Annotated in this window: 12 protein-coding genes; 4 read left to right on the top strand and 8 right to left on the bottom strand. The window is 70.7% G+C overall.

Going from position 1 to position 12,184, the window contains the following annotated elements:
* Positions 1–11 precede the first annotated feature (11 nt).
* Both Q0Z83_RS24505 and Q0Z83_RS24500 read right to left on the bottom strand, forming a co-directional pair.
* The gene (locus Q0Z83_RS24505; protein ID WP_317796325.1) at positions 12–611 is read right to left on the bottom strand and encodes a DUF1877 family protein; all 600 of its coding nucleotides are present in this window, start codon (positions 609–611) and stop codon (positions 12–14) included.
* 167 nt (positions 612–778) lie between these two features.
* The gene (locus tag Q0Z83_RS24500; protein ID WP_317796324.1) at positions 779–1,312 is read right to left on the bottom strand and encodes a hypothetical protein; all 534 of its coding nucleotides are present in this window, start codon (positions 1,310–1,312) and stop codon (positions 779–781) included.
* A 149-nt stretch (positions 1,313–1,461) separates the two neighbouring features.
* Here Q0Z83_RS24500 and Q0Z83_RS24495 point away from each other — a divergent pair, with 149 nt between their 5' ends.
* Positions 1,462–2,142 carry a hypothetical protein gene (locus Q0Z83_RS24495; protein ID WP_317796323.1) on the top strand — a complete coding sequence of 227 codons (681 nt, stop codon included), beginning with the start codon at positions 1,462–1,464 and terminating at the stop codon, positions 2,140–2,142.
* A gap of 82 nt (positions 2,143–2,224) precedes the next feature.
* Here the strand turns inward: Q0Z83_RS24495 and Q0Z83_RS24490 are convergent, their stop codons facing one another.
* Positions 2,225–4,546 carry a glycoside hydrolase family 9 protein gene (locus Q0Z83_RS24490; RefSeq protein WP_317796322.1) on the bottom strand — a complete coding sequence of 774 codons (2,322 nt, stop codon included), beginning with the start codon at positions 4,544–4,546 and terminating at the stop codon, positions 2,225–2,227.
* A gap of 261 nt (positions 4,547–4,807) precedes the next feature.
* On the opposite strand from Q0Z83_RS24490, the gene Q0Z83_RS24485 reads away from it, so the two are divergent.
* Both Q0Z83_RS24485 and Q0Z83_RS24480 read left to right on the top strand, forming a co-directional pair.
* Complete coding sequence (locus Q0Z83_RS24485) at positions 4,808–5,800, top strand: glycosyltransferase family 2 protein (RefSeq protein ID WP_317796321.1); 993 nt, start codon at positions 4,808–4,810, stop codon at positions 5,798–5,800.
* Positions 5,788–6,978 (top strand): mannosyltransferase family protein, encoded by a 1,191-nt coding sequence (locus Q0Z83_RS24480; protein WP_317796320.1) that lies wholly within the window; start codon positions 5,788–5,790, stop codon positions 6,976–6,978. The genes Q0Z83_RS24485 and Q0Z83_RS24480 overlap by 13 nt, the downstream gene beginning before the upstream one ends.
* On the opposite strand, the gene Q0Z83_RS24475 is transcribed toward Q0Z83_RS24480, so the two are convergent.
* Positions 6,955–7,581 carry a hypothetical protein gene (locus tag Q0Z83_RS24475; protein ID WP_317796319.1) on the bottom strand — a complete coding sequence of 209 codons (627 nt, stop codon included), beginning with the start codon at positions 7,579–7,581 and terminating at the stop codon, positions 6,955–6,957. The two genes, Q0Z83_RS24480 and Q0Z83_RS24475, sit on opposite strands and share 24 nt — an antisense overlap.
* A 58-nt stretch (positions 7,582–7,639) precedes the next feature.
* Between Q0Z83_RS24475 and Q0Z83_RS24470 the strand changes: the two genes are divergently transcribed.
* Positions 7,640–8,107, top strand: coding sequence for an SRPBCC family protein (locus Q0Z83_RS24470; protein ID WP_317796318.1), 468 nt, complete (start codon positions 7,640–7,642; stop codon positions 8,105–8,107).
* A gap of 9 nt (positions 8,108–8,116) precedes the next feature.
* Here Q0Z83_RS24470 and Q0Z83_RS24465 read toward each other — a convergent pair whose 3' ends face one another.
* From Q0Z83_RS24465 to Q0Z83_RS24450, 4 genes are all read right to left on the bottom strand, one after another.
* Positions 8,117–9,085, bottom strand: coding sequence for a hypothetical protein (locus Q0Z83_RS24465; RefSeq protein ID WP_317796317.1), 969 nt, complete (start codon positions 9,083–9,085; stop codon positions 8,117–8,119).
* A 2-nt stretch (positions 9,086–9,087) separates the two neighbouring features.
* Entirely contained in the window at positions 9,088–10,191 is a 1,104-nt protein-coding gene (locus Q0Z83_RS24460) for an acyltransferase family protein (protein ID WP_317796316.1), read from the bottom strand.
* 82 nt (positions 10,192–10,273) lie between these two features.
* Positions 10,274–11,566, bottom strand: coding sequence for a hypothetical protein (locus tag Q0Z83_RS24455; RefSeq protein WP_317796315.1), 1,293 nt, complete (start codon positions 11,564–11,566; stop codon positions 10,274–10,276).
* On the bottom strand, positions 11,559–12,080 hold the full coding sequence (locus Q0Z83_RS24450; protein ID WP_317796314.1) for an RNA polymerase sigma factor: 522 nt from the start codon (positions 12,078–12,080) through the stop codon (positions 11,559–11,561). Before Q0Z83_RS24450 ends, Q0Z83_RS24455 begins: the two co-directional genes overlap by 8 nt.
* Positions 12,081–12,184: the final 104 nt, after the last annotated feature.

The raw sequence follows: 12,184 nt of genomic DNA, 5'->3' as shown, positions 1-12,184 counted from the left end.
CCTCCCTCGAGTCAGTAAAGGGTGATCATCAGGTCCAGGCCCTCGGCGGCGACGGTACGGCAGTGGTCGGCCCAGGCGCGCAGGTCGTGCAGGTTGCGGTCGAAGCTCTGGTCGTCGTCTTCGTCGCGGTGGACCTTGTAGACGGCCAGGTCGGACATCTCTGCCACGGAGAACTCCCGGCGGGCAACGGTGACGTCCAGTTCGTCGATCAATCGGACGGCGTCGGTCAGTTGGGCCGCGGTGGAACACCGGTATGTGATGCCCTGGCCGCTCCGGGCGTGCGCAGCGAAGACCTCCGCGCCGAAGATCGCCTGGTGAGCGCGGGTCTGCTCGGCCTGCTGCCGGGTTCGCTCGGTGCGATAGGCGACCGGGTCCAGCAGGTATTCGGCCTGCGAGTGGTTCCGGCTTCCGAAGAAGTCATGGTTCCGGCGGGTGTCCTCGGGAAGCACGGCCAGCAGCCGCCGGGTGATCTCCGGCAGCTCTTCGCCGGGCCAGGGTCCGCAGAACGGGGGCTGGTCCTCGACCACCGCCCACAGCGCCGGGTCGGCGCGAATCCGTCGCATCGGCTCGTTGTCCAGACGGACGGTGAGGCATTCGAAGTCGAGTCCCATGAATTGATCACAACATAGCGATTCCACCCCTTTCCGCCCGCCGTGAGAAGCGCCCGCCGTGCAGCGCGCGTAAGGCCGACTGGCGGGTGGGGCATGGGTGAGGCCGCCCTGCATCCGGACGGCGGCAGGCGGCGGGCGGCGGGCGGCGGGCGGCGGGCGGCGGGCGGTCAGGCGTTCAACAGGGGCGTCACGATGGCGAGGATGCTGTCGATCGGCTCCCCGTGGGGCCGGCCGCAGTCGTGCACGGTCACCGATGCCGCCGCGGTCGCGATCTTGTACTCGAAGCCGTCGTTGCAGACCGGCAGATCCGACTTGCCGGAACCGGCGGTGAACTCGGGGGAGGTGACCCACCGGCTGAGCTTCTCGACGGAGGCGGCGGGCAGGGACGTCTTCTCGGCCGGTTTGCCGCCGCCGGTCAGGGTCACCGAGCCGTCGGCCGCGATCTCGGCATGATCGTCGACTCCGGCGAAACCGCCCTGGCGGCTGACCGTCAACGGAAAGGCCGCCGCGACCGGCGGAGACCCGGCGGTGGCCGGTGCCGACGATGACGGGTCGGGCGACGAGGGTGTGGACGCGGCGGGCGACGGCGGAATGGACGCGGCGGGCGACGACGGCGCGGACTTCGGCTCGCCGTTCGTGCATCCGGCCAGGCCGGCGAGCAGGAGCGTGGCTAGGACAATCGACGTGTATGACTTGGGCAACGGGGTTTCCTCTGCTCTCGACGGCATCGGCAATCGTAATTGCCCGTCAAATCGCCAGCCCGCACCCATGACGGCCACAGGTTCCTGACAGGTGGTTCGGCGACGCTGCGGACAGACGAGTCCGCCCCTTTCAGCCTGAGGAGTCTCCCGTGTCCGTGAAGAAGATCGGTGTGCTCGCCGTAGGCGCCGTCGCCGCCGGTGGTCTGGCCCTCGGAGGCGCCGCCGTGGCCAGTGCCGCTCCGGCGACCCCCACGCCGAGCACCTCGGCGGACGGCCCGGGCGGCAAGGGCGACGGTCACGGTCGGCCGGGCGGTAAAGGCGAGGGTCACGGTCGGCACGGCGGCAAGCACACCGAGGTGACCGGCGACGAGGCGGCGAAGGTGACGGCCGCGGTGACCGCGAAGGACAGTGCCGTCACGGTGGCCCGCGTGCTGAAGGACGACGACGGTTCGTACCACGTCGTCGGCACCAAGGACGGTAAGCGGATCGGCTTCGAGGTGAGCGCGGACCTCAAGACCGTCACCGAGCGTGAGGCGCGTCCGGGCCGCGGTCCCGGCGGCGGATTCGGCGGCGGTACGGAGGTGACCGGCGACGAGGCGGCGAAGGTGACCGCCGCGGTGACCGCGAAGGACACCGGTGTCACCGTGTCGCGTGTGGTCAAGGGCCCGGACGGCGCCTATCACGTGCTCGGCACCAAGGGCGGCGAGCGGGTGCACTTCGAGGTGAGCGCCGACCTGACGACCGTCACCGAAGGTAAGCGAGGCCCGGGCGGCCACGGTCCGAAGCCCGACGGCCGGCGCCCCGCCCCGTCACCGAGCAGGACGAGCTGAGCGGCCCGAACGCGAGAATCGCCGGCGATGGTGGACGGGGCGGCCGGCCCGGCCCGCCCCGTCCACTGCCGACGGCCGTGGCTCAGGCTTTGGCGCAGACCGTCCCGTTCAGCGTGAACGCGGCGGGCGCCGGGTTGCTGCCGGTGTGGGTGGCGTTGAAGCCGAAGCTGACCGTGCCACCGGCCGGCAGGCTGCCGTTCCAGGACGTGTTGGTGGCCGTCACCTGGGTCCCGGACTGGGTCACCGTGGCCGACCACGCTTGCGAGATCTTCTGACCGGCGGCATATCCGAAGGTCAGCGTCCACCCGTTGACCGCGACCGGTCCGTTGGTGATCGTCACGTTCCCGGTGAAGCCGGAACCCCAGTCGTTCGTCGTGTAGGCGACCCGGCACCCGGCGGCAGGCGACTGCGACGGGGACACCGACACCGAGGGGGACACCGACACCGACGGGGACGGGGACGGCGGGACGGAGACCGAGGCGGAGGGTGACGGCGAAGGAGATGATCCGCCGGGCACCGCACCCCACACGAGCGTCGTTCCGTCGTACAGCGCAATCGTGGGGTTGAGGCCGGAGGCCGTCTGGTAGGAGGGGTCGTTGGCCGGGTTCCACACGCCGCCCTCGGCGACCCCGATCTTGAGCTGCACCTCCATCCGGTGGGCCGACTGCCCGGCCGGGGCGATGGGGTAGCCGGTGCAGTCCACCTCGACGTACCAGACGTCGCCGGAATGCTGCTTCGCCGCGGTCGGCCCGGGACAACCCTGGGTGTACGGCGAGCTGACCTGCAACGTCGAGTTGTCGTCGCGGGTGAAGTAGTAGCGGAACCTACCGGCCGTGAGCGCGCGGGCCGGGAACGCCGACTTGTTGTAGACGATCACCTTGACGCCCGTCGAGCGGGTCTCGTTCTGCATGATCGTCGACTCGACCGACAGTTCCGGGATGTCCGGCGTCTCGGCGACCGGGAAGCCGGTCAGCGGCGCCCCGCCGAACTCGCCGTAGAGCCGGGCCACCGCCGACGTGAACCCGGCGTTGTAGTCGGTGGCGACCTCGTTCATCACGTAGTCGCCACGGCTGTCGGTGTACTTGTCGTCGGGCGACGACGGGCCGCCGACCAGGGCGCCGTACAGCACATGCCGGGTCTCCACCGGCACCTGCTGGCTGTCCCACCAGGAGCCGTGCGCCGTACGGTGATGGGGGTTCTCGGGGGAGTCGTCGCCGAACCCGATCACGTAGCTGGAGCTGCGCGGGTTGTCGCCGAGGGCGTAGTCGATCTGCCGCACCGCGAAGTCGTGGTAGCGCTGCTTGCGTGTCGCGTCGGTGAGGTGGTCGCTGTGCACGAGCGCGACGAACGCGGTGTTGGCGGCGTAGCGCAGCGCGCCCCACGAGTCGACGACCACCATGCCGCCGGGTGAGGTGCGGACCTTCTCGCCGTTGACGCCGACGGTGAACCAGTCGAGCCAGCGGTTCGCGTCGTCGAGGTACCTCTGCTTACCGGTCAGCTGGGACAGCAGCACGTAGTTGCCGTACTGCTTGTTGTCCCAGGAGATCGTCCACTTGTACATCTTGGTGGTGGTCTGGTTCTCGTTGCCCTGTGCGTCGTAACCGGCTTCGGCCTTGGCCAGGTAGGACGCGTCGCCGGTGGCGCGGTACAGCCAGATGCCGCCCCAGACCAGCTCGTCGGCGTAGCCGCTCCACGACCGGTAGAACGCGGTCGCGTCGGTGATGCACTCGTGGTAGCTCTTGCGGACCCGGTCGGCGAAGGAATACAGCTGCTTGGCGTGCGTGAGCAGGGTGTCGGCATACTGCGGGTCGGTGGGGCGGAAGACCATCGAGGAGGCGGCCATCGAGGCCGCCGTCTCAGCGGCCAGCTCGCTGCCGCCACAGGTCGCATCGATCTTGTACGCCGGACGCGCCATCGGCATGACCTCGGCCGGCCCCCACCACTTGTGGTCGTCGTCGCCCTTGCCGACCTGCCCGTAGAGCACGTCGGCCGAGGGGTGCGCCTTGATGAAGTAGTCGTTCGGCACCCGCAGGTTGTTCAGCAGGTGGGTCAACTGCCCGGAGTTCGCGTACGCCTCCCGGTTCTCCACGGCACCCCAGGCGAGCATCGTCGTGGTGAACGCCATCGGCAGGCCGAACTTCACGTGGTCGCCCGCGTCGTACCACCCGCCGGTCAGATCCCGGCCCACGTCGGCGCCGTCGGTCATCGCCGAGTCGCCGCGCCAGGACACCCGGTTCCAGGCCGGCTTCTTTCCGGAGATCTGGGCCTCGTAGAAGAGCAGCGATTTCTGCAGCGCCTCGCCGTAGCGATGGGGTGCGGCGGCGGCATCGGACGGTACGGCGGCCCACAGCACACCGGCGCCGAGCGCGGCGGCCGTCAGGACGGTGGCGAGCTTCTTCAACATGCGGCGGCCCCACTCGTAAGACAGTGACCAGTATCGTTACATGGGAGCGCTCCCACTTCAATACTGTGTCCGCCGTGTTACGCGACCGGGTTCCCCAGACGGATGCCGAGGCGCCTCGGATGGCAGCTCATCGCCGATTGAGAGGCAGATCTCCGCGGGTCTCCCAGGAACGTGCCACCCCACCCCGACATGGCCATACTTCGATCGCCTCGCAGGTCAACCTTCTCCCCGCCGCGACGATCATGAGAGTGAGGGGCACACATGGACGTCTCCGTACCACGGCTGTCGGTGGTGGTTCCGGTGTTCAACGAGGAGGACGTGCTACCGCTCTTCGCGGAGCGGATGCGGCCGGTCCTCGACGGGCTCGGCGTGACCTACGAGGTCCTCACCGTCGACGACGGCAGCCGCGACGCCACCCCGGTCGTCCTGGAGGGCCTGCGCCGACAGTGGCCACAACTGCGCGTCGTCCGGCTGCGCCGCAACAGCGGACACCAGAACGCGCTCACCGCCGGCCTGCACCGGGCCCGCGGACAGTACGTGGTGAGCATCGACGTCGACCTGCAGGACCCGCCGGAGACCATCGGCGAGATGCTCCGGCTGGCCGAGGGCGCCGGCCTCGACGTGGTCCACGGGGTACGCGCCGACCGCAGCACCGACAGCCCGTTCAAACGGTGGACCGCCGGGATGTACTACCGGATGATCCGCCGCGTCGTCGGGCAGAACGTCCCGCACAACGCCGGCGACTTCCGACTGCTCTCCCGGAACGCGGTCGACGCGCTCACCGGACTGCCCGAGCACCAGCCGGTCCACCGCCTGCTCGTGCCGTGGCTCGGCCTGCCCAGCGGCAAGGTCACTTACACCCGCGAACGACGGGCCGCGGGCCGCTCCAAGTACCCGCTCGGCAAGATGATCCGGCTCGCTCTGGACAGCGTCACCGGCTTCTCGGCCGCCCCGCTGCGGGTCGCCACCTGGCTCGGCACCGCCGGAATCGCACTGTGCCTGCTGATCGGCGGGGGCGCGCTGGCCGCCTACCTGTGGGGCACCGTCGTCCCCGGCTGGACCTCGATGGTCGTGGCGGTGATGTTCGTGGGCGCGCTGCAACTGCTCTGCCTGGGGCTGCTCGGTGAATACGTGGCCCGGATCTTCACCACCCTCCAGGGGCGACCGCCCTACGTGGTCACCTTCGACTCGGCCACCCCGGGCCGCCCGCTGATGGAGACCGCCGGCAACGGAGGCGCGGCGTGGAAACTCTGACCCTCGCACCACCCCGGCCGGTGAGCGCACCGGCACCGGTGCTTCGGCCGTGGCGGACGGCGTACCGCACCGGATCTGCGGTCTGGGTCGTCATGACCGTCCTGCACCTGGCCGTCAGCGCGGTGGCCCGGCTGCCCCGGATGGGCGAGAGCACCCCCGACCTGTGGTCGATCGCCCTCGCCTGGAACGGCTGGGACGCCGGGCACTACGTGCGGATCGCCGAGGAGGGCTACCACATCGGCCCCGGGTTCCCCGCGTTCTTCCCGCTCTACCCGCTGCTGATTCGCGCCTTCGACGTGATCGTGCCGGGCGGCCCGCTGATCGCCGCCCTGCTGGTGGCCAACCTCGCCGCCTGGGGCGCGCTGGTCATGCTGCACCGGCTGGCCGACCACGAGTTCGGCCCGGCGGTCGCCCAGCGCGCCACCTGGTACCTGGCCGCCTTCCCGATGGGGTTCTACCTGTTCATCGGCTATAACGAGTCGCTCTTCCTGCTGCTGGCGCTGGGTGTGCTCTACGCCGGGCGGCGCGGACACTGGTGGCTCGCCGGTGCCCTCGGCGCGTTGTCGTCGGCCACCCGGCTGTTCGGGGTGCTGCTCATGCTGCCGCTCGCGGTGGAATACCTGCGGCAGATCGGCTGGCGGCCGCGGGCCGTGCGGGCCGACGTGCTCGGGATCGCCCTGGTGCCGCTCGGTGTGGTCGCCTACAGCGTCTACTGCCTGGTGGATCTCGGCAGCCCGTTCGCCTTCAGCATCGCCCAGGATCAGTGGGGGCGGCAGTACACGATCCCCGGTGGGGCCTGGCTGACCGCGATCGAACAGGGTCTCGGGCACCGGCTGCAGCACCCGGCCACGATCGGCGCGATCCTCGACGCCGGGACCGCCCTGGTCGCGGTGGTGCTGCTCGTCCTCTGTCTCACCGGGCGGTGGCGGTTCCGTCGGGATCAGGTCTATCTGGTGGTGCAAGGGGCGATCACCCTGTTCATGCTGCTGTCCACCGAGGTCGGCGGCCGGTCGATGCAGTCGGCCGCCCGCTACTCGATGGAGGCTGTGGCGATCTTCTTCGTCCTGGCCCGGATGGGCTCCCACCAGTTGGTCGACCGGGTCGTGATGACGTTCGGGATCGGATTGCACGCGGTCTTCCTGGTCGTCTTCATGTCAGGAACGTTCCTGGTCGCCTGACCGAACCTCCACGGTGGTGGTGATGCGGGCCAGCGACGGGGAACGCGGGGCCGAACCGAAGCCGAACCGGACCGGCGGGTCGACCGGGGCCAGCCGGCCGAGGTCGAGACCGTCCAGGACCGCGTCGGCGGTGGTGATCGTGTGCAGGTCGCGGACGGCGTACCACTCGCGGCGGCCGTTGCCGGCGCTGCCGTGCGTGCGGACACCCGGTAACAGCCGGGCCGGAAGGTCGATCAGCCGCACCCACCACAGATTCCGGGCCAGCGGCGGCGGGACGGCGTGCAGCAGCCGGCCCAGCACGCCCCGGCCGCCCGTGGTGAACCGCAGCCGCAGCGGCCCGGCGGTCACCGTCCACGCCGGTGGTGCCCGGTCGACGGTGATCGGCACCACCCGTACCTCGTCGAAGGTGTAGGTCTCGGCGACGAACCGGGCCAGCTCGCCGGTCTCGGCGAGCAGCAGGCGACGCCCGCCGGGTTCCTCGATCATCACGTCGGTGACCGGTCCGAACGGCGAATCCGGCCAGTGCCCGACCACCAGCCGGGTGCCCTGGACGGTGCCCAGCCCGGCGATCCAGCCGTCGAAACGCAAGCGCACATGATCCACGCGGATGTCTTACCCCACCGGTAGCGTGATCCTCACCAGAAGGCAGGAGAGGTCACCGATGCCCCGATTCACCGTGAGCCGAGATGTGCGCGCGCCGGCCACCGCCACGTGGGAGACGCTCGTCGACTGGCCACGGCACGGTGACTGGGTGCCGTTGACCGTCCTCCGGGTCGAGGGCGAGCGGGCAGGTGGGGTCGGCGCCCGGTTCGTCGCCCGGACCGGGGTGGGCCCGCTGGGCTTCGACGACCCGATGACCGTGGTGACGTGGGAGCCACCCGGGGGCGACGACCCGGGTGATCCGCCCGGCCGCTGCGAGATCACCAAACACGGCCGGGTCGTGCACGGCAGCGCCGCGTTCTCGGTGACGCCCCTTCCCGCCCTCCGCTGCCGGGTCGAGTGGATCGAGGACGTGACCGTCTCCCCACGTCGCCTCACCCGCTACGCCGGGCCGCTGGTGACACTGATCGGCCGCGCGGGTTTCGCCGCCACGCTGCGCGGCCTGGCCCGCGACGTCGAAAGGCGGTAGCGGTGACGGTCAGTCCTCGGCGGTGATCTCGATGCGCAGGGCCACCGGGAGACCGTCGGCGTCCACGTCCAGGTGGACCGGGAAGAAACCGTCGCCGATCGAGGTCATCGCCATCATGATGTCGGCGCCGGCCACCCGGATCACGCCTGCCTGATGTTCGGCGGCCCGGACCGCCCGCATCACCTGCCAGTGGTGTGAGTGTGGGCGGAAATCGGCGGCGAATCGCGGTGCGCCGGGCTCCTCGCGGCGGGATTCCAGGGCCAGCGCCCGCTGGTAGGCGTCCTCGACCGGCAGGTCCGTCCAGCCGTAACGGGCCTCGGGGTCGTCGAGTCGCGGCACCTCGAACTCGGTGGCGATCCGCTCCTCGTCGATACCCCACAGCACCAGGTCGGCCAGGCCGTCCAGGGGGAGGACGTGCTCCCACGAGTTCAGCGCGTCGGCGTCGGCGAAGACGAAACGGGCGTGATCGATGCCGAGCTCGCCGAACACCCACGAGTCGGCCACCGGCTCGTCGCTGAAGCCGATCCGCATCGACCGCCAGCCATGCGAGGCCGGGACCGCGGTCACCGGCAGTGGTCGGTCGGCCGGCACCTCGATCGGCAGCACCGGCACACCCATGACGATGAACTCGGGCTCCCGGGATTCGACCGCGTGCCGGACCCGTTCCCGATGCGGGACCTGCTGTTCGAACGGCCGCAGGCTCGCCCGGTGCCGGTGCGCGCGGCAGTGTTCGTCGAACTCGGCGACGAACTCGGCGGTGGCGTGCGCCGGAATGTCGTACAGCCGGGTGCCGGTCTGCCTGTCGAAGGACTCCGCGGCCGCCTCGGCATCCGGGCCGACCACCTCGAAGTCGGTCGCCGGATGGTCCTCGTCGTCGGGCACCCGAGCACCCGACCACATCTCCAGGTAGCCGCCGTCGGTGATCACCAGCTGCCCGGACGGGCAGGTCACCGCCCCGATCAGCACTTCGGTCGCCATGATCACGCATTGTAGGACCGGAACGGCTTCTCGAAGACGGCGGCGAACAATCGGGCCGCCACCAGACACAACGGCACCACGATGACGGCCGTGACGACGAAGCCGAGCAACCCCGGGCCGGTGTACGGCTTGACGACCAGCGTGCTGACCAGGGCGACCAACGGCATGTGGATCAGGTAGAGGCTGTACGAGAAGTCGCCGAGCGCCTGCAACGGACGGCTGCTCAGGAACCGGGTCATCCGGCCGGTGGCCACCGCCGCCAGGAACAGGGCGATGGCCGGACCCACGGCGAGATCCACCCAGTAGTAGTTGGTGATCGTCCACACCGATCCCCGCATCGCGATCAGGGCCAGCACCGGTGTCCCGGCCAGCACCGACATGCCCAGCCAGGGCAGCCGCCGGATCCGGTCACCGGCCGTGACCACCCCGGCCGCGAGCATCCCGGCGGCGAACAGCGGCGCCAGCTCCAGGGTGTAACCGACCGCCCGGGACCCGGTCGACAGCTCCGGGAAGACCAGTCCGGCCAGCACCACCGGCGCGGTCACCACGGCCATCGTCACGATCGCGCCGGCCCGTCGCCGTACCAGCAGGATCAGCGGGAAGATCAGGTACAGGCCGGCCTCCGCGGCGATCGACCAGAACGCGCCGTTCGGCGCGGGCGCCGCGACGGCGTCCTGCAGCATCAGGGCGTAGACGGCGAACGAACCGAAGGTCGGCGGTTCGCTGTGCGGGAGGTACGGGACGAGCGTCGCGATGAGGGCGCTGCCGATCAGGGCCGCCCAGTAGGCGGGCAGGATCCGTCGGGCCCGCCGCCACGCGTACCGTCTGGTTCCGCCGAGGCGCCACGCGTTCCGGGCCGGGGCGATGGCCAGCGAGAACCCGGACAGCACGATGAACACGACAACCGCGAGCCGTCCGTGTATGAGCCAGCCGAGCCAGGCCGGCCCGGTGTTGGCCGGGTAGCCGGGGAACGCCAGCAGCCAGCAGTGATGCACCACGACATAGAGGGCGGCCAGGCCTCGGATACCGTCCAGCCCGGCCACTCGCCGGTCGTCGCGGGGCGGTTCGGTGACGGTGGCCGTCCGGTGCGCGGATAAGACACTCACGATCGGGTCCTGCCTTTCGGGCGCACGCCGCCGGCCGGACGCGGCCTACGGCCGGTCCGCTACGCGGTGTGACGGTGGGGGGTTAGGGGAGGCGGACCTGCTGCCAGGTCATACCGTCTTTCGAGAGGTACGCCTCAGCGCCCGACGTGGGCATCAGGTACGGCAGGTCGGCCTGCCCGGTCGTGATCTCCACGGTCCGGATCGCGCCTTCGGGCATGCCGGACAGGGTGACCTGGGTGTATCGGCCGGTGCCGTGGGCGGTGACGGCTCCCTGGTCGGTCGGGACGATGTGTGCGCCGTCGGCGGTGACGTAGCCCGGCCACGCCCGGGCGCGCTCGATGAGCTGGCCCGTCTGCCACGTCGCACCGCCGTCGGCGGTGTAGTGAGACCTGAACCCGTCGTCTCCCTGGGTGACGACGTACGCCGTCGCATCGGGGCCGGCCGCGATCTTGGGCGCGAACATCGAGGCCGGCCATCCGTTGCCGGCAGGAATCACCGCGCCATCGGTGAAGACATGGGTCTTCCAGGTTCGGCCCGCGTCGGAACTGGTCGCCACCGCCGGTTTCTCCGTGACCGGATCCAGTCCCGACACCCAGAGCCGGTCGCTGATCGGCACCCTGACCCGATCGCTCCACCCGGGTTCGACGGTGATGCCGGTGGGCTGGGTGGCCAAGGGGCTGAACCGGCCGCTGGCCGGGTCGAGTACCCCGACCTTGCAGTCCGGGGCCTCCACCAGGTCACAGTCGACCGGCCGGGCGCCCGCCGGAACGGCGCCGGTCGGTTCGGTGGTGGCCTCGGGCCGGATCCAGTTCTTGCCGCCGTCCCTGCTGATCCATGTCTTGAGGATCGAGGCGGGCGCGGTCGGGCCGGCGGTCGGGCCGCCCGTGCTCTGCGTCTCGACCACGCCCCCGGTGAACGTGCGCTCGCTCCAGACGAGAAGCCCGGGACCCGGCGCGGTCAGCGTCACCTCGCGGGGAGTGGGTACGTCGCCCGGTGCGGGCGGTACACTGCGCGCCTGCCAGGAGCCGCCGTCGTCCGACGACACGTACAGCTCGGAGTCGCAGTCCTGGCAGGTGACGACGAGGCCGTAGAGCTCGGAGCCGGTGCTCGCCGACGCCGTTATCCAGGGCCAGCTGCAATCCTGCGTGCAGGTGACCTCGGGAATCGGATCGAGTGAGCCGTAGTCCGGCGGGGAGTTCTGCACGGTGTATCCGAAACTGGCTGCGGCCAGCACGGTCACCAGGAACACGGCGCTCGTCGTGGCGGCCCGCCGGCGCCTGACCTTACCGGCCCGCGCCTGGACGGTGCTGAACTCGGGTTGGCGTACCGCGTCGGCGACCTCCGACCGCAGCCTGTCGAACTGTGGTTCACGCATGGCGTACCCCCTCAGGCAGTGAGACCGGCTGGTCGTCGGAGAGGAAGGCGGCCAGCGCGGCCCGGCCCCGGGTGAGTCTCGCCTTGACCGTGCCCACCGGAACGCCGAGCGTGGCCGCGACCTCGGCCACCGAGAGGTCGGCCAGATGATGCAGCACCACCGCCTCCCGCGTCGGGCGGGCGAGTTGCCGCAGTGCCGCGACCAGCGCCACCCGGTCACCGGACACGCCCGGCACCGACTCCGGGGTGACGTCGACCCGGCCGGACCGGACCAGCCGGTCGAACAGCCACCGCCGCCGGTAGCGGGTGCGGGCCACATTGAGCGCGGCGACCCGCAGCCACCGCTCGGCGTCGTCGGCGCGCAGGAAGGACCGCGGTGACGCGAGCACCCGCGCGAACGCCTCGTGCACGGCGTCCTCGGCCTCGGCGAGGTCACCGACGAGACCGAAGACCTGCGTCACCAGCCGCCGGTAATAGGCCTTGTACGCCTGGCGTACCGCGTCCTCAGCCTCCACTCACCCTCCCCGTCGTCAGCGCTCGTCCCCGTCGTCGGCGCCCGTCCAAGGAAGGACCAACACCTCCTCGGTACGGTTGCATCGGGCGTCGAAGTTTTTTCGGG

Origin of the sequence: Actinoplanes sichuanensis (genome assembly GCF_033097365.1) — a bacterium.
Taxonomy (GTDB): domain Bacteria; phylum Actinomycetota; class Actinomycetes; order Mycobacteriales; family Micromonosporaceae; genus Actinoplanes; species Actinoplanes sichuanensis.
This window is presented reverse-complemented; position numbering and strand designations above follow the sequence as displayed.